This is a genomic window from Fontibacter flavus (genome assembly GCF_042432905.1).
Classification (GTDB): Bacteria; Bacteroidota; Bacteroidia; order Cytophagales; family Cyclobacteriaceae; genus Fontibacter; species Fontibacter flavus.
The window spans coordinates 73,860-89,864 of record NZ_JBHLWI010000009.1 but is presented as its reverse complement, the minus strand read 5'-3'; the positions used below and the strand labels follow the sequence as shown (position 1 = coordinate 89,864).

At 40.1% G+C, this 16,005-nt stretch carries 17 protein-coding genes; 9 read left to right on the top strand and 8 right to left on the bottom strand.

Features of this window, described 5'->3' with window-relative positions:
* Window positions 1-51: 51 nt before the first annotated feature.
* From ACFFIP_RS04985 to ACFFIP_RS04970, 4 genes are all read left to right on the top strand, one after another.
* Window positions 52-408, top strand: coding sequence for a response regulator (locus tag ACFFIP_RS04985; protein WP_382386471.1), 357 nt, complete (start codon window positions 52-54; stop codon window positions 406-408).
* Between the two features lie 89 nt (window positions 409-497).
* Window positions 498-983: a hypothetical protein gene (locus tag ACFFIP_RS04980; RefSeq protein ID WP_382386470.1), complete on the top strand. Its 486-nt coding sequence runs from the start codon at window positions 498-500 to the stop codon at window positions 981-983.
* 71 nt (window positions 984-1,054) lie between these two features.
* Complete coding sequence (locus tag ACFFIP_RS04975; protein WP_382386469.1) at window positions 1,055-1,258, top strand: hypothetical protein; 204 nt, start codon at window positions 1,055-1,057, stop codon at window positions 1,256-1,258.
* 121 nt (window positions 1,259-1,379) lie between these two features.
* A complete protein-coding gene (locus ACFFIP_RS04970; RefSeq protein ID WP_382386468.1) occupies window positions 1,380-1,532 on the top strand; it encodes a hypothetical protein in 153 nt (50 codons plus the stop codon).
* Window positions 1,533-1,564: 32 nt separating this feature from the next.
* Here ACFFIP_RS04970 and ACFFIP_RS04965 read toward each other — a convergent pair whose 3' ends face one another.
* Complete coding sequence (locus ACFFIP_RS04965; protein ID WP_382386622.1) at window positions 1,565-3,064, bottom strand: peptide MFS transporter; 1,500 nt, start codon at window positions 3,062-3,064, stop codon at window positions 1,565-1,567.
* 381 nt (window positions 3,065-3,445) lie between these two features.
* Here ACFFIP_RS04965 and pckA point away from each other — a divergent pair, with 381 nt between their 5' ends.
* Together pckA and ACFFIP_RS04955 are read left to right on the top strand one after the other, a co-directional pair.
* Window positions 3,446-5,047: a phosphoenolpyruvate carboxykinase (ATP) gene (gene pckA, locus ACFFIP_RS04960; RefSeq protein ID WP_382386467.1), complete on the top strand. Its 1,602-nt coding sequence runs from the start codon at window positions 3,446-3,448 to the stop codon at window positions 5,045-5,047.
* A gap of 138 nt (window positions 5,048-5,185) precedes the next feature.
* Window positions 5,186-5,623 (top strand): peptidylprolyl isomerase, encoded by a 438-nt coding sequence (locus tag ACFFIP_RS04955; protein ID WP_382386466.1) that lies wholly within the window; start codon window positions 5,186-5,188, stop codon window positions 5,621-5,623.
* Between the two features lie 97 nt (window positions 5,624-5,720).
* On the opposite strand, the gene ACFFIP_RS04950 is transcribed toward ACFFIP_RS04955, so the two are convergent.
* From ACFFIP_RS04950 to ACFFIP_RS04935, 4 genes are all read right to left on the bottom strand, one after another.
* Window positions 5,721-7,007, bottom strand: coding sequence for a NupC/NupG family nucleoside CNT transporter (locus ACFFIP_RS04950; RefSeq protein ID WP_382386465.1), 1,287 nt, complete (start codon window positions 7,005-7,007; stop codon window positions 5,721-5,723).
* A gap of 87 nt (window positions 7,008-7,094) precedes the next feature.
* Entirely contained in the window at window positions 7,095-7,697 is a 603-nt protein-coding gene (locus ACFFIP_RS04945; RefSeq protein WP_382386464.1) for a bifunctional nuclease family protein, read from the bottom strand.
* Window positions 7,698-7,706: 9 nt separating this feature from the next.
* Entirely contained in the window at window positions 7,707-8,675 is a 969-nt protein-coding gene (locus ACFFIP_RS04940; RefSeq protein ID WP_382386463.1) for an electron transfer flavoprotein subunit alpha/FixB family protein, read from the bottom strand.
* A 34-nt stretch (window positions 8,676-8,709) separates the two neighbouring features.
* A complete protein-coding gene (locus ACFFIP_RS04935) occupies window positions 8,710-9,447 on the bottom strand; it encodes an electron transfer flavoprotein subunit beta/FixA family protein (RefSeq protein ID WP_382386462.1) in 738 nt (245 codons plus the stop codon).
* Window positions 9,448-9,521: 74 nt separating this feature from the next.
* Here ACFFIP_RS04935 and ACFFIP_RS04930 point away from each other — a divergent pair, with 74 nt between their 5' ends.
* On the top strand, window positions 9,522-9,854 hold the full coding sequence (locus tag ACFFIP_RS04930; protein ID WP_382386461.1) for a tetratricopeptide repeat protein: 333 nt from the start codon (window positions 9,522-9,524) through the stop codon (window positions 9,852-9,854).
* An 83-nt stretch (window positions 9,855-9,937) separates the two neighbouring features.
* Here the strand turns inward: ACFFIP_RS04930 and ACFFIP_RS04925 are convergent, their stop codons facing one another.
* Both ACFFIP_RS04925 and dnaB read right to left on the bottom strand, forming a co-directional pair.
* Window positions 9,938-10,936, bottom strand: a complete 999-nt coding sequence (locus tag ACFFIP_RS04925; RefSeq protein ID WP_382386460.1) for a zinc-binding dehydrogenase — start codon at window positions 10,934-10,936, stop codon at window positions 9,938-9,940.
* 78 nt (window positions 10,937-11,014) lie between these two features.
* Window positions 11,015-12,601, bottom strand: a complete 1,587-nt coding sequence (gene dnaB / locus ACFFIP_RS04920) for a replicative DNA helicase (RefSeq protein ID WP_382386459.1) — start codon at window positions 12,599-12,601, stop codon at window positions 11,015-11,017.
* Between the two features lie 253 nt (window positions 12,602-12,854).
* Here dnaB and ACFFIP_RS04915 point away from each other — a divergent pair, with 253 nt between their 5' ends.
* Window positions 12,855-14,225 carry a UDP-N-acetylmuramate--L-alanine ligase gene (locus tag ACFFIP_RS04915; RefSeq protein WP_382386458.1) on the top strand — a complete coding sequence of 457 codons (1,371 nt, stop codon included), beginning with the start codon at window positions 12,855-12,857 and terminating at the stop codon, window positions 14,223-14,225.
* A gap of 2 nt (window positions 14,226-14,227) precedes the next feature.
* Window positions 14,228-15,034 (top strand): exonuclease domain-containing protein, encoded by an 807-nt coding sequence (locus tag ACFFIP_RS04910; RefSeq protein WP_382386457.1) that lies wholly within the window; start codon window positions 14,228-14,230, stop codon window positions 15,032-15,034.
* Between the two features lie 81 nt (window positions 15,035-15,115).
* Here ACFFIP_RS04910 and ACFFIP_RS04905 read toward each other — a convergent pair whose 3' ends face one another.
* Window positions 15,116-15,922, bottom strand: a complete 807-nt coding sequence (locus ACFFIP_RS04905; protein ID WP_382386456.1) for a M48 family metallopeptidase — start codon at window positions 15,920-15,922, stop codon at window positions 15,116-15,118.
* Between the last annotated feature and the right edge of the window lie 83 nt (window positions 15,923-16,005).

Genomic DNA, 16,005 nt, shown 5'->3' with positions numbered 1-16,005 from the left:
TTACATTTGCATTAACACAAGTGTATTTCAAATCGCTTATTTTGTATTTGAATGATAAAAATAGTCCTTATAGATGATGATCCCATCAGCACCTTTGTCACGGAAAAGCTGATTTCCAAGAATATCAAGGTGCCTTTTGAGATATTTAAGTATAGCAATGCCGTACTGGCTTTGAAAGATCTGCCTGCAATCAACCCCAACTATTTGTTTTTGGACCTCAATATGCCTGAAATGACTGGTTGGGATTTTTTAGAAGCATTCAGCCCTAAAAGCAGTAATCCGGAGGTATATATCTTGAGTAGCTCTGTAGATGAAAGGGATATCAGTAAAGCCAATAAATATGGGATGGTGAAAAAATACCTTTCCAAACCTTTGGTGAAAAAATATATCAAGACCATCTTCAATTGATGGTCTTTTTTCTTTAAAATTTTTCTGATTTTGATCAAACAGGATCATCTTTTTCAAGTTATTTACCTGTAACCAATTAATGAAATAATATGGCTAGAGTATCAGCGGAGTTGATTTCTGCTTTTAGAAGGACTATTTCTAAACTGAAAAACAATGCCCCTTACCAATGGGGCCATATGGGGGCTTGTAATTGCGGAAACCTGGCCCAGGAAATAACCAATTTATCTAAGGCTGATATCCATAGATATGCTATGGAAAAACATGGGGACTGGAATGATCAGCTTATTGAATATTGCCCGACCTCAGGCTATCCAATGGATTTGATGATCAGTAAAATGATCGAGGCTGGACTGAATATAGAAGAGCTAAAGCACCTTGAAAAACTCTCAGACCCAAAAATACTTAAGCATATTCCTATCCCAAAAAGGCACCAATTAGAAAAAAACAACAAAGCTGATGTCATCCTTTATTTAGAAACCTGGGTCCTAATACTTGAAAATGAATGGCTCAGCAATGTTACCGTAAAAATTGAAGAAAAAAAGCAAAAAAATTTAGGGGAAAAGGTATTGGCATAAAGATATATTTTATCGTATTTAGCATTAAATAATCCAATTGATATATTTGCACCATTAATTTAAATCACGCTATGGAGGACTTTGACGACGATTTTGATGAATTCGAAGACTTCGAGGAAGAAGATGAATTTGCTGACGAATTTCAGGATGAAGTTTACGATTTGGATGAAGACAGCGAATTAATTGACGACAACCTCATAGACTTCGAGGAAGACGATTTTGATGATGATTTCGAGGATGAAGACTTTGAGGACTTCGACGACGAAATTGATTAAAACTAAGTCAAAAAGCAGGTGCATCTTGGATTAACCTGCTTTTTTTTATGCTCTTCTTTGAACGAATAAAGTTCTGAGCTATATTTCGGAAAATTTAAGCGGTACTCAAAAACTCATTGATATGACATTATTAGAAATCTTCAGTGCTCCAATTGCATCAGGAGCTCAATTGTTCCTTTTGATTCTTTGCGTTCTTATCGGATTAGGTGCTGGATTGAGTGCCGTCGATTTAAGAAATACTACCCCACCTAAGGAGTCAAAAGATAATAAATAAAAAAAGAGGTCTTTTTTAGACCTCTTTTTTTATTAGTGAACATTCCCCATCAGTTTTCTAATAGGCTTGCTAAGTAATAACAAGAGTAACCCTCCTCCTACTGCTGTCATAACGATCATCCAGTACTGATCAGGCATTTGAGCCAAAGCCTCTTCTGTACCACCACTTGCCTCCCCTGCAATCAATCCCGCAAACAGATTCCCCAACGAAACGGAAAGGAACCAAATACCCATCATTTGGCCTCCATATTTTGCAGGAGCCAGTTTGGTCACCAAGCTCAGTCCAACTGGACTTAAACTCAGTTCCCCAAAAGTATGCAGCATATAGGTAAAAATTAACCAGGTAGGAGCTGCAAGATCACCTGATGCCGCAATTTTGGCGGCAAAGTACATGACCAAAAAACCTAGCCCCAGTAATAAGAGCCCCATAGCAAATTTTAATGGAGAACTTGGCTCAAGGTTCCTTCTTCCTAACCATACCCATAGGGCACCAAAAAATGGTGCGAAAATGATAATAAACATGGAATTGATGGACTGAAAGTACCCTGCAGGTATTTCCATACCCAGAAAACTCCTGTTTGTAAATCTTTCCGCAAATAGATTCAAAGTTGATCCAGCCTGTTCGAATCCAGACCAAAACAACGCTGAAAACAGGAATAAGATCGCAATTACCCCAACCTTCTTTCTATCATCTGAAGTCAAACCTCCAAATAAGATGACATAGCCTAAATAGACGAAAGCGACAACTGCTATGATGGTGCCAGAAGCACCTGCAAGTGCAGATACATTGACCGGAATATAACCTAAAAACAAGACAGCAAGTACCAAAAGGAATATGGTGCCGATTCCCAAAAGGATCTTTTTGAGTTTTTCCCTTTCCTGAACATCCTCTTCAGTCAACACAGGAACCTCTTCTCCATAACCTTCAAGGCTTTTACTGGTCATTTTGTATTGTACCAGACCAAAAATCATCCCCAAGCCAGCAAGCCCGAACCCTAAGTGCCAATCAAATGTAGCCATAGTACTACAGGCAATTGGAGCAATCAAAGCGCCAATATTGATTCCCATATAAAATATGGAAAAACCGGCATCCCTTTTAGAACTTCCGGCAGGATAAAGTTGCCCTACAATAGAGCTGATATTTGGCTTCAAGAGGCCTGTTCCCAGTACAATCAATATCAAACCCATAAAAAAGGAATTGGTATCCAAAGCGCTCAGACTATCTTTTACCTCAAGGCTAGCTCCAAGTAAATTGAAAATCCCCGGAAGCGCCATGGTAAAGTGCCCCAGCGCAATGATAATTCCTCCATACCAAACAGATTTTTTCAAACCGAATAAGCGATCGGCAAACCAACCTCCAGGCAAAGCCAATAAATAAACGCCCATAGTGTAAAGACCATAGATAGCGCCTGAAGTTTTGTCGTCAAACCCTAATCCACCCTCGACAACGGCCGTTGTCATAAAAAGTATCAAAAGGGCTCTCATGCCATAATAACTGAATCTTTCCCACATTTCTGTAAAAAATAATGTCATTAACCCTTTTGGATGACCAAATATTGTTGGGCCGGGAAATAAATCCGAACCCAAACCTGCTGAGATGTTTTTGCTGCTATTTTCCAATTCTTTTGCTATTTATTGAATAAGTGATGCGGTTGCAATTACAATGATAAGTTAATTTTCTAAATTCTTATAATAAATATAGAAAGGCTATTTCGGGATGATAATATTCATTTTTTTATTTTTCACAATACTTTGATTGGGCCACAAGTAGAAAATAAATATATATACTTAATTAGCGTATAAAAGCTTCGAAATCGATTGAAAAGCAAAAAAAAGCCCTTTTTAATTGTTTATCAATTTCGGAATTATCTATCTTTGACCTAAAATATAAACCCAAATACAAATCTTACGCTTATGCTAGACCTCGAAATCAAAGCCCATCATAAAAGCTTAGCCGATTTGGGCATTGAGACCAGCAAAAAGGTTTATTGGAACCTTAGCCCTGCTGAATTAGTAGAGCATGCCATTAACAACAAAGAAGGTGTTTTGACAGATGTAGGAGCCCTTATGGCAGACACCGGTGAATTTACCGGTAGATCTCCGAAGGACAGGTTCATCGTCAAAGACAACCAAACAAAAGACACCATTTGGTGGGGAGATGTCAACATTCCATTTGAGGAGGCAAAATTTGATCTCCTTTACAATAAAATGGTTGATTTTTTACAGGATAAACAGCTCTACGTAAGGGAAGCGTATGCGGGGGCTGATGAGAAGTATAGGCTTAAACTTAAAATCGTCAATACTCTTGCCTGGCATAACATGTTCTGCTTGAACATGTTCCTTAGACCATCACAGGATGAGCTGAAAAATTTCGAATCTGATTTTACGATCATCTGTGCTCCGGAATTCAAAGCCAATCCCGAAACAGATGGTACAAGGCAGTCTAATTTTGCTGTCATCAACCTGAGTAAAAAAATTCTCTTAATAGGTGGAACCGCTTATGCAGGTGAAATGAAAAAGGGTATTTTCTCTGTATTGAATTACATCCTTCCTCACGAACATGGGGTACTCTCTATGCATTGCTCTGCCAACAAAGGAAAAGAAGGTGATACAGCAGTATTCTTCGGACTTTCTGGCACTGGAAAGACAACCCTTTCAGCTGATCCGAAAAGAGCATTGATTGGTGATGATGAGCATGGATGGAATGAAGATTCTGTTTTCAATTTTGAAGGAGGATGCTATGCTAAGGTAATTGACCTGAGCAGGGAAAAAGAACCTGAAATCTGGGATGCCATCAAATTTGGGGCAATTGTTGAAAATACAAGATTTTACAAGGGAACGAGAACAGTAGATTATGAAAACAGTGAAGTGACTGAAAACACCAGAACTTCCTATCCTATAGAGCATATCAAAAATGCACTAATCCCTTCTCAGGCAGGAATCCCTAAAAATATCTTCTTCCTCACGGCAGATGCTTTTGGAGTAATCCCCCCTATTTCTAAACTGAACAAGAGCCAGGCAATGTACCATTTCATTTCAGGATACACTGCTAAAGTAGCCGGAACTGAAGTTGGAGTTACAGAACCAAAGACAACCTTCTCTGCTTGTTTTGGTGCTGCATTCTTACCGCTTCACCCAACCAAATATGCGCAACTGTTTGGAGAAAAAATGGAAAAGCATCATGTAAATGTATGGCTTATCAACACAGGATGGACAGGAGGCCCTTATGGCATCGGATCAAGAATGAAGTTGAAATATACAAGAGCCATGATTACAGCGGCTCTGGAAGGAGAGTTGGATCATGTGGCTTACAGAACCCACAGTGTTTTCGGTGTGGCTATTCCTGAGACATGCCCTAATGTCCCCGATGAAGTACTTTCTCCAAGGGCTACTTGGGAAGATAAGTATGCTTATGACAGAAAAGCAAGAGAATTGGGCGCCGCCTTTATTCAGAATTTTGAAAAATACAAAGAATTTGCCACCGAGGACATCCTTGCAGGAGCTCCAAAATGGTAAATCCCTGTTCAATATTATATAAACCCAGATAACTAAGGAGTGCATGTGCACTCCTTTTTTTTTCAATTTACCTCAAAAGAAATGTCTCAGATTGTATCCTACAATAAGGATTTAGTACTTTTGGGAAAAATTAAATCTATGAGAACAGCAGAAATACATACCGAAAAAGGACTCATGAAAGTGGAGTTCTATGAGAAAGATGCTCCAAAAACAGTTGAAAACTTTATCAGTCTCGCCAAAAAAGGCTTCTATGATGGACTAACCTTCCATAGGGTAATCCCTAATTTTGTCATCCAAGGCGGGTGCCCTATCGGAAACGGAACCGGTGGACCAGGTTACAAAATCGACTGTGAACTGGATGGTGAAAACCAATACCATGACAGAGGCGTACTTTCAATGGCACATGCAGGCCGTAATACAGGTGGATCCCAGTTTTTTATTTGCCATAGCAGAGATAACACTGCTCATTTGGACAGAAGACATACCTGCTTTGGAAAAGTTGTGGAAGGACTGGAAGTAATTGACCTGATCAAGCAAGGAGATAAAATTGAGAAAATCGTCATCAATGAAGCATAAAAAATAAGTCCCGGAAATTCCGGGACTTATTTTTTATTGATTGGTCAATCATGGTTTCACAGACCAAACTATAATATTTTTTTACTTTCCAAATACATTATTCCACCAAGGCACCGGCTATTGTTGCGGTCATCAAACAGGCTAAAGTAGCAGCCAACAATGCCCTCATTCCTAATTTGGAGAGATTACCCTGTTGATTTGGTGCAATACTACCAATTCCGCCAACCTGAATGGCAATGGAGCTAAAATTAGAAAACCCACACAACGCATAAGTCGCAATTACAATCGACTTTGGAGAAAGGGATTCTGCTGATTTCATATCTGCCAGACTCAAATAAGCTACAAACTCATTGATCACGGTTTTCTGACCCAGTAAGGAACCTACCTGAAGCGTTTCACTCCATTCTACACCTATAACCCATGCAAAAAGCCTAAAAACCTGTCCCAATAAATATTCCAGAGAAAAGCCCGAAAACTGACCTTCGGTTGAAGAAAGGACAAAAGCATTCAATCCAGTATATTCACCTATCAAACCTGAAAGGATAAAATTGAGGGCTGCAATGACTGCAATGAAGGCCAACAACATTCCACCTACGTTTAGTGCTAATTTCAAACCTTCGGAAGCGCCTATGGACATGGCGTCAATCAAATTGACACCCATATCCTCTCCACTTACTTCCAATTTATCATTTACCACCTCTTTGTCCATTTCAGGGATCATGATTTTGGACATCACAATAGCAGCAGGTGCATTCATGATACTCGCCCCTAATAGATAGGCAGCAAATCGACTTTGCTCTTCAAGGCTATCACCTCCCAAAAATGCGACATAACCGGCCAAAACCCCTCCAGCGATCGTTGCCATACCACCTGTCATCAAACACATCAATTCCGACCTGGACATACTAGGGATAAAGGGTCTTACTAATAAAGGTGCTTCAGTCTGACCCAGGAAAATATTACCGGCAGCAGATAAACTCTCTGGTCCTGACAATCTCATTGTTCTGGACATTACCCATGCAATCCCAAAAACGACCTTTTGCAATACCCCCAGATAATATAATCCGGCAGAAACAGTAGAAAAGAAGATGATTGTAGGCAATACCTGGAAGGCAAAAATAAAACCAAATGAATTGGTAGCAAGGTCCCCGAAAATAAAGGTTGCTCCAGCTTCCGAAAAACTCAAAAACTTCACGAATCCCCTACTGACCATGGCAAAGCCATTGGCAACAAACTCCACTTTTGTGATCAGAATCCCAAATATCGCCTGAAGTGTCACGCCTATTCCCACCAATCTCCAATCAACTTTCTTTTTATTGGCCGAGAATATCAGGGCAAAAGCCAAAAGCAAAATGATCCCAACTAAACCTCTGAAATAGTCCATTTAGAATATCGTATAGTCTGATTACTTATATTTTAATGTAATTATTGAAAAAAAGAAAAGCCTGGCTTGTACCAGGCTTTCATCTTTTTAGTTCCTCCTGTTGATTTCGTCCCTTATCCTGGCTGCCTTTTCATAATCTTCATTATTGATGGCCTTTTCCAGGAGTTGATTTAATTTGTCCAGGCTATAATCCTTCAAAGAATCTGATGATTTCGAAGCAGCTGCCGTAGGTTTCTTAGCTGCGGCAGGTTTATCATGTTCTTTTCTTTCCTCTTCTTCAATATACTCTGAGGCAAATTCAGACATCACTTTAGATGTACAATAAATCGGCGCATCAAATCTTACAGCAATCGCAATGGCATCAGAAGGTCTGGAATCAATCTCAACCCTTTTTGATCCTGCTTTGCATATAATATTGGCATAATAAACTCCCTCCCGCATGTCGGAAATGAGAATATGCTCAACGGTGTAATTAAATGAAGAGGCGAAAGACTTGAACAAATCGTGGGTCATTGGCCTGTTGGGGATAATCTTTTCTATCTCAATGGCAATTGCCTGGGCCTCAAACATCCCAATAACAATCGGTAAACGTCTGGTCCCTCCCACTTCACCCATCACCAAAGTAAATGAGCCGGATTGGGAATGATTTGAAGATAATCCTAGAATTTCTAATTCAACAGTCTGATCCACAGGTTTTGTTTATTTTAATGCTTTAACAGCTTCCGTTAATTTTGGTAAAACTTCAAATGCATCACCAACAATACCGTAATCAGCAGCCTTGAAAAATGGTGCTTCAGCATCTTTGTTGATCACAACTATGCACTTTGAAGAATTCACACCCGCAAGATGTTGAATAGCACCCGAAATTCCAACAGCTATGTACAAAGTAGGTGCAACTTTTACCCCTGTTTGTCCTACGTGCTCATGATGTGGTCTCCATCCAATATCAGAAACCGGCTTAGAACATCCTGTAGCAGCTCCCAATTCTTTGGCCAAACTTTCAATCATTCCCCAGTTTTCAGGTCCTTTCATACCTCTACCTCCTGAAACAACAATGTCTGCCTCTGGCAACAAAATATCACCTTCAGCTTTTTCTGTTGAAAGGATTTTGGCATAGAAATTATCCGCCGCAATATCCAAGCTTAAGGTTTCAACTGATGCAGCTGCACCGTCAGTTTTCAAATCAACAGCATTTTTCTTAACTGCCAGAATCTTATGTTCTGTATTGACTACTGTTTCAGCAAAGGCTTTTCCAGTGTAAATACTTCTTTTCACTTTATATCCTGAAGCGGTATCCGGTAGATCCACAACATTGGAAACAAGACCTGCACCCAATTTAATCGCCAATCTCGCAGCCACCGCATCTCCTAAGGAAGATTTGGCCAAAACCAGGGTTTGGGCTCCATATTGCTTATAAACCTGTGCCACGGCTTCCGCATGCGCCTGAATAATACCCGCGTTCAATTTGTCATCATTGACATGTACTACTTTGGAAGCACCGGCATGTCCGGCTTTCGCCAACTCATCAGAAGCAATACTTCCTAAAGCTACCGCAATCACGTCGCCTGCGGAAAGCTTATCCGATAAGGCTTTGGCATAAGACACTGCCTCTAAACTGGTTTTTTTAACGGAACCATCCGCATGTTCTATATAGACTAATACTGACATTTCTCTTTCTTTTTGATGAATTAAAAACTAATAATTAAAGTACCTTTGCTTCGTTTTTCAAAAGCTTAACCAATTCTTCCACATTGTCCTTATCTACCAACTTAACAGCACCTTTTGCAGGAGGCAATTGATAAGAAGTGACATCTGTAGCCAAATCATCACCAATTGGCTCTAACACTTGAAGCGGCTTGGTTCTCGCAGACATGATTCCTCTCATATTCGGGATTTTCCATTCTGCAATAGGTTCCTGACAACCTGCGACCAAAGGCAATTTCGCTTCGACCTGCTCCTTACCACCTTCTATTTCTCTGGCCATTTTAACGGTATCACCATCCACTTCGAGCTTCATTACAGGAGATACAGACGGAATGCCCAACATTTCGCCTACCATTCCATGAACCATACCACCATTAAAGTCAATTGACTCTCTGCCCATCAAAATCAGATCATAATTTTGCTCTTTGGCGATAGCTGCAATCTGACTGGCTACAAAAAGTGAATCTTTTGGAAAGGAATTAACCCTGATCGCATCATCTGCGCCAATAGCCAATGCCTTTCTTAAAGTTGGCTCTGTATCAGCTTCCCCAACATTCAATACCGTCAAACTTGCACCAAGTTGCTCTTTCAACTCCACTGCTCTGGCAAGTGCATAATCATCATATGGTCCAATGATAAACTGTACCCCATTCTTATCAAACTTGGTATTATTATCAGTAAACTGGATTTTGGATGTGGTATCCGGTACGTGTGTAATACAAACAAGAATCTTCATCTATGTATATTTAGGTTATTTATTTTTTAAATTGCGTGAATTTAGTAATTGCCTTATAATTAAAAAAAGAATTTATGAGCAAAATGTCCCGCATTGAGATGTTACAATCGTTTGCAGAACAAGAGCCTGAAAATCCCTTCAATTGGTATGCCCTTGCTTTGGAATATCAGTTTGATGAACCGGAGAAAGCAGCTTCCTTATATCATAAACTGCTGAATGAACATAAAAGTTACCTCCCTACCTATTACCACGCCGCTGCATTTTTTGCAGAGAACGGAGAAATTCTATTGGCGAAAAAAGTCTATGAAGAAGGAATAGTGCTGGCAAATGAAAAAAACGAAACAAATACACTAAGGGAGCTCAAAAACAGTTATCAAAATTTTATTTTTGAAAATGACCTAGAATGATAAAAATCATGTTTTCAGGCTCGGGATTCTGGCAAAATCAAAATCAAGTCCATAAACCTGAACCGGAAAACATTCTAATTCTTTCATATCCTGATCACTATTTTCCCTAATTGAAGGCCTTGCTTCATCCTTTCAAAAGCCTCCAAGGCATCATTCAGTTCAAAAACCTGATCGATAACAGGTGTGATTTTTTTGGTAATTACAAAATCAAGCATCCGCTCAAAATCCTCATCAGTCCCCATGGTGCTTCCGATAATGCTCAATTGGTTCCAATATACTTTTCTTGCATTAAAACCCATGGGGTTACCTTTGGTCGCACCATAAAACACCAACCTGCCCCCAGGATTCAAAACCTGAATCAAATTATCTAATGTGCTGCCCATCGCACTATCAATGACCAGGTCAAATCCACCAACTTCTCCAATTGCCTGCATAGCCCAATCCTCATCTCTGTAATTAAATCCAGCTTTGATGCCATGGGAAATAGCACTTTTAATTTTTTCCATTGAACTGCTGCTGACATACACTTCAGCTCCATGGGCCGAAGCAAACTGTGCTGCGAATTGTGCAACTCCGCCTCCAAAACCAGTAACCAATACCTTTTCTCCAGGCTGTAGTCTTCCCTGTACCATCAAAGCCCTGAAAGCTGTCAAACCCGCCAAGGGAAGTGCTGCTGCTTCTTCCCAACTCATATGGGAAGGTTTTAGATGAATCCTATCTGCTTTGACCTGAATGAATTCAGCCAAAGTTCCATTTGAAGGAATACCCAAAATGTGAAAAGCTTTTGATTGGGCTTTTGGATCATTGCCCCAGTCCATAGCAGGATTGATGACGACATCTTTACCTATCCAAGCTTTGTCTACATTTTCACCAACTTCCACTACCACACCGGCACCATCAGAACCAAATACTGCACCATCCTTCAGGTTTGGATAAAGCCCTTGTCTTGCCCATTCATCCCGATGGTTCAAGGCTGCCGCTTTGATCTGAATTCTTACCTCTTCTTCCCCTAAAGCCTGTAGGGTCAGATCTTTCAACTCTATTTTATTTTCAGTTTCTCTATTTAAAACGACTGCTTTCATTATTGTTCTTTTTAATTAGACCCTTTCCTTCACAAAAGTCCAGCATCCTTGATTTTCCAAAATAATCCTAAAGACTGATCAAAATGGAGCCGGCTCATTGCTGCCCAATCCACCTGGGAAAGGATCATCAAAATCATTGCCGTTCGCCTTACTCTGAAGCCTGATGGTATTCCCGGATTCAAAGCCCTGTCCTCCAGTTCCAGAAGGAAACTTGCTTCCGTAAAGTGCATCCTGGGGTTTGTAAGGAATATTCATTTCTAAATCCGTGAACTTGGTATACTTACCAATAAATCTGAGCTTCACGTTCTCAAGGGAACCATTCCTGTGCTTGGCAATAATTACTTCGCCAACTCCCATAGTCGAATTGCCTTCTTCATCTTCAGTAATCCCATAATATTCAGGTCTGTAAAGGAACATTACCATATCCGCATCCTGCTCAATGGCACCGGATTCCCTCAAATCTGACAACTGAGGACGCTTATCTCCTCCCCTTGTCTCTACTGCCCTGGATAGCTGGGACAGGGCAATAACCGGAATACTGAGCTCCTTGGCGATTTTCTTCAAGGCCCTGGAAATACTTGCAATTTCCTGTTCCCTATTGCCACCACCACCGGATTTGGAGTCACCTGACATCAGCTGAAGGTAATCGATTACAACCATCTGAATATCGTGCTGAGCCTTAAGCTTCCTACATTTTGCACGCAATTCCAAAATTGAGAGTGCAGGGGTATCATCTACAAACAATGGTGCTTTTGAAAGCTTTGCTGTTTTATGAACCAATTGCTCCCATTCATATTCTGCTAAATTTCCCTTTTTAATTTTCTCTGAATCCAATTCAGCTTCGGAAGATATCAACCTGTTCACCAACTGAACAGAGGACATTTCCAGTGAGAAAATGGCCACAGGTTTTTCGTGATCCACTGCCGCATTTCTCAAAACCGACAAAACAAATGCTGTTTTACCCATGGCAGGGCGGGCTGCAATAATAACCAGGTCAGACTTCTGCCATCCTGATGTAACCCTGTCCAGCGCCGTAAAACCACTTGGAACGCCGGTAAGACCATCTTTTTGTCCCTTTTTGGACTCCAGTTCCAAAATGGCTTCTTTCATAATGGAACGCATATCTGAATAGTTTTTACGGATATTTTTTTCGGATATCTCAAAAAGTGACTGCTCCATTTTATCGAGTAATTCAAACACATCCGTGGTCTCTTCATAGGCATCACGCTGGATTTCAGAAGCAATACTGATCATCTCCCGCTTCATGGCCTGTTCAGTGATGATTCTGGCATGAAACTCAATATTGGCTGCTGAAGATACTTTTGAAGTCAATTCGGTAATGAAAAATGCACCACCGGCCAACTCCAACTGTCCCTTCTTCCTCAATTGATTGGTTACCGTCAACAAATCAATCGGCTGACTATCGGAAAAAAGATCCAAAATAGCCCCATAAATTGCTTTATGGGATTCTTTGTAAAAACTTTCGGGCTTAAGGATATCCACAACTGTGGTCAATGCATCTTTTTCAAGCATTAAAGCTCCTAATACTGCTTCCTCCAAATCGATTGCCTGAGGGGGCAATTTACCCATACCTGATGGAGATCCAAGATCAGGTTTTCTCCTACCTGTTACTCTTCCTGGATTATTCGGTTTACTTTCTGCCATAGAAACAAATGTACAGGCTTTGGCCAATAGTTTTTGAACAATTTATTCACGAGATATCCACAATGCCTGACAAGGCATTGATTTACTGTTATCTAGCAAAAATCAAACCTTAATAATTCTAAAAATAATTATCTTTTCAAGAATTGGGACGCAAGACTGAAATCACGAAACCTGAAAGTTATCTGCAATAATTTAAGTAAAAATTGTGTTTTGAATATCTTTGGGATTATTATTAACAATCTTGGAGCAAGATATGTCTAAACAATATCATTTTATAGCCATAGGTGGAGCCGTTATGCATAATTTGGCTCTTTCCATGGTAGAAAAAGGTCACAAAGTAACAGGTTCTGATGATGAAATATATGAACCTTCAAAAAGCCGACTATTCAAAGCTGGGATATTACCGGAACAGAAAGGTTGGTTTCCAGAAAAAATACACCAAAACTTAGATGGGATCATTTTGGGCATGCATGCCCGGATAGATAACCCCGAACTCATCAAAGCCAAGGAATTGGGCATACCTGTTTACTCTTTTCCAGAGTTTATATACAACCAAAGCAAGGATAAAAAAAGGGTGGTCATCTCAGGAAGTCATGGAAAGACAACCATCACTTCTATGATTTTACATGTACTCAAGTACCATTATAAAGATTTTGATTATCTCGTCGGGGCACAGATCGAGGGGTTTGATCTAATGGTAAAGCTGTCGGATGCACCTGTCATCATCATAGAAGGCGATGAATACCTCACTTCACCACTGGATAGAAGACCTAAGTTTTTCCATTATCATCATCACATTTTGTTGATGAGCGGAATTGCATGGGATCATTTCAATGTATTCCCGACTTTTGAAAATTATAAAGATCAGTTTAGCCAATTGGTGGATATGACACCAAAAGGAGGCACATTTATTTATTGCAAAACAGATCCACATGTAAAGGAATTAGGTGAAAACTGTTCTTTAGATGGGGTAAGGCTTATTCCTTATCAAGCCCATCCTTATGAAATCGAAGAAGGAAAAACCTATCTGAAAACATCTGATGAAAAGGTACCGGTAACCATCTTCGGGGATCATAACCTTCAGAATCTGCAAGGAGCACTTGAGGTATGTAAAAGCCTTGGCCTTGATGAAAAGGACTTTTATCAGGCAATTCAAAGCTTTAAGGGAGCTGCCAAAAGACAGGAAATCCTAGCAATGTCAAAGGACGCTATTCTGTTCAGAGACTTTGCACATGCTCCATCCAAACTGAAGGCGACGGTTGAAGCGGTTAAAACCCAATTCCCGGAAAGGCGGCTGATAGCGGTTCAGGAGTTGCATACATACAGTTCGCTGAACAAAAATTTTGTGCACAACTATGCCAACACTTTTGACCAAGCAGATGTAGCCGTTATTTATTTAAATCCAAAAGCCGTATCTTTGAAAAAGCTGGAGCTTATGGACGAAGAAACGCTTCAAAATGCCTTTCAAAGAAATGACCTGATGCTTTTTACAGAAATTGGCAAACTCAAAAATTTCCTGGAATCTCAGGATTACAAGCAGACCAATCTGCTACTTATGAGTTCAGGCAATTATGATGACATGGATCTAAGTCTTTTACAATCTAAAATCAACAAAAAATCCTGATAATGAATTTAAAACTTAAAACCCCCATTGCTTTTTTTGATCTTGAATCTACCGGAACCAATATTGCAATTGACAGAATTGTAGAAATTTCCATTCTGAAAGTTTACCCTGACGGCAATGAGGAGATTAAAACTAGTCTGATCAACCCCACTATTCCAATTCCAAAGGAGACCTCTGCTATTCATGGCATCTATGATGCTGATGTAAAAGATGCGCCAACTTTTAAGGACATATCGAAAGAACTGCATCAATTTTTGGCAGGTGCTGATTTGGCCGGTTTTAATGTTTTGAAATTCGATATCCCTCTGTTGGTGGAAGAGTTTCTCAGGTCCGGAATCGATTTTGATATTGAAAAAAGAAATATCCTCGATTCCCAGAAAATTTTTCATATGATGGAAAAAAGGAATTTGTCAGCCGCTTATAAATTCTACTGTGGAAAATCCCTGGAAAACGCCCACAGTGCAGAAGCAGACACCATTGCCTCTTATGAAGTTTTCAAAGCTCAAATTGAAAAATACGACGGGGAAGAAGCAGAAGATCTTTTGGGCAACAAGTTAGGAATCTTTGAAAATGACATGAAAAAAATCCACAGCATTCTCAATGAGAAAATGGTGGATTTGGCCGGCAGGTTTATCTTCAATGAAAAAGGTGAAGAATGCTTCAATTTTGGAAAACACAAAGGCAAAACCATCGAAGCTGTACTGAAAGAAGAACCTTCTTACTACGACTGGATGATGAAGGGCGACTTTCCGCTCGACACCAAAAGGAAATTTACTCAGGTCAAATTAAGGGCCTTTAATCAAAGGTAAATCCTTAAAAAAAGACAGCTAAGAAAATCCTAGCTGTCTTTTTTTATCTATTGTAGATCCTAAACTATTTAGTATCCAACCTTATCTTTTCTGACTTCTTTCGTAATATTCCAAAGCCTGTGGCATTTGCTTTTGCAACTCTTCCTTCCTCTTTCCAGGACCTGGGTGAGTGGACAAGAACTCAGGTGGCGCAGCTCCATCACTTCCTGCACTCATTCTTTCCCAAAAGGCAGGTGCTACTCTTGGATCATATCCTGCCATCGCCATAAAATTCAAACCAAGCTGATCTGCTTCCAATTCATGTCTTCTGGAAAATTTCAACATGCCCAGCTGACCTCCTACACCAAATGCCTGAAGGAAAATACTTTGGGTCAAGGTTGGGTTTTGTCCCATCGCTGCCTGAGCTCCGCCCAATAGCCCATTTAACAGTAAGCCATTGGACATCCTTTCACGGCCATGATTGGCAATAGCGTGCGCTACTTCATGGCCCATGACCACTGCCACACCGGCCTCATCCTGACAGATAGGAATGATTCCAGTATAAAAAGCCACTTTTCCTCCCGGCATACACCAAGCATTGACAATATCTTCCTGGATTAAGTTGAACTCCCATGCAAAACCCTGAAGTTCTTTTTCATATCCATTCTCCCTCATATATTTTTCCACTGCATCGGCTATCCTTCTCCCTACCCTGACGACCATTTGACCATCAGTGGTATTGGTAACAATTTTGCCTTCCTTGATGACATCATTGTACTGCTGATAAGACAAAGGAAGCAGTTCTTCATTGTCGACTAAAGCAAGCTGGGTTCTGCCACTCATTGGAACCTTTGCACAGGAATAAATGACCATTCCCACTGCCAATAAAAAGAGTAATTTCTTCCACATAATTAAATCATATTTTGTTCGAAATACACCAAAAAAGATGCCATTTCAAAAAAGTTTTCAGTTTTTTAGTATTTTCAAAAAAA

Coding starts and splice junctions, on each gene's coding strand:
- ACFFIP_RS04965 (WP_382386622.1), bottom strand. CDS start 3,064: ATGACATTATTTTTTACAGAAATGTGGGAAAGATTCAGTTATTATGGC.
- ACFFIP_RS04925 (WP_382386460.1), bottom strand. CDS start 10,936: ATGAAAGCAGTCGTTTTAAATAGAGAAACTGAAAATAAAATAGAGTTG.
- ACFFIP_RS04980 (WP_382386470.1), top strand. CDS start 498: ATGGCTAGAGTATCAGCGGAGTTGATTTCTGCTTTTAGAAGGACTATT.
- ACFFIP_RS04970 (WP_382386468.1), top strand. CDS start 1,380: ATGACATTATTAGAAATCTTCAGTGCTCCAATTGCATCAGGAGCTCAA.
- ACFFIP_RS04940 (WP_382386463.1), bottom strand. CDS start 8,675: ATGTCAGTATTAGTCTATATAGAACATGCGGATGGTTCCGTTAAAAAA.
- ACFFIP_RS04935 (WP_382386462.1), bottom strand. CDS start 9,447: ATGAAGATTCTTGTTTGTATTACACACGTACCGGATACCACATCCAAA.
- ACFFIP_RS04910 (WP_382386457.1), top strand. CDS start 14,228: ATGAATTTAAAACTTAAAACCCCCATTGCTTTTTTTGATCTTGAATCT.
- ACFFIP_RS04975 (WP_382386469.1), top strand. CDS start 1,055: ATGGAGGACTTTGACGACGATTTTGATGAATTCGAAGACTTCGAGGAA.
- ACFFIP_RS04955 (WP_382386466.1), top strand. CDS start 5,186: ATGAGAACAGCAGAAATACATACCGAAAAAGGACTCATGAAAGTGGAG.
- pckA (WP_382386467.1), top strand. CDS start 3,446: ATGCTAGACCTCGAAATCAAAGCCCATCATAAAAGCTTAGCCGATTTG.
- dnaB (WP_382386459.1), bottom strand. CDS start 12,601: ATGGCAGAAAGTAAACCGAATAATCCAGGAAGAGTAACAGGTAGGAGA.
- ACFFIP_RS04905 (WP_382386456.1), bottom strand. CDS start 15,922: ATGTGGAAGAAATTACTCTTTTTATTGGCAGTGGGAATGGTCATTTAT.
- ACFFIP_RS04915 (WP_382386458.1), top strand. CDS start 12,855: ATGTCTAAACAATATCATTTTATAGCCATAGGTGGAGCCGTTATGCAT.
- ACFFIP_RS04985 (WP_382386471.1), top strand. CDS start 52: ATGATAAAAATAGTCCTTATAGATGATGATCCCATCAGCACCTTTGTC.
- ACFFIP_RS04950 (WP_382386465.1), bottom strand. CDS start 7,007: ATGGACTATTTCAGAGGTTTAGTTGGGATCATTTTGCTTTTGGCTTTT.
- ACFFIP_RS04930 (WP_382386461.1), top strand. CDS start 9,522: ATGAGCAAAATGTCCCGCATTGAGATGTTACAATCGTTTGCAGAACAA.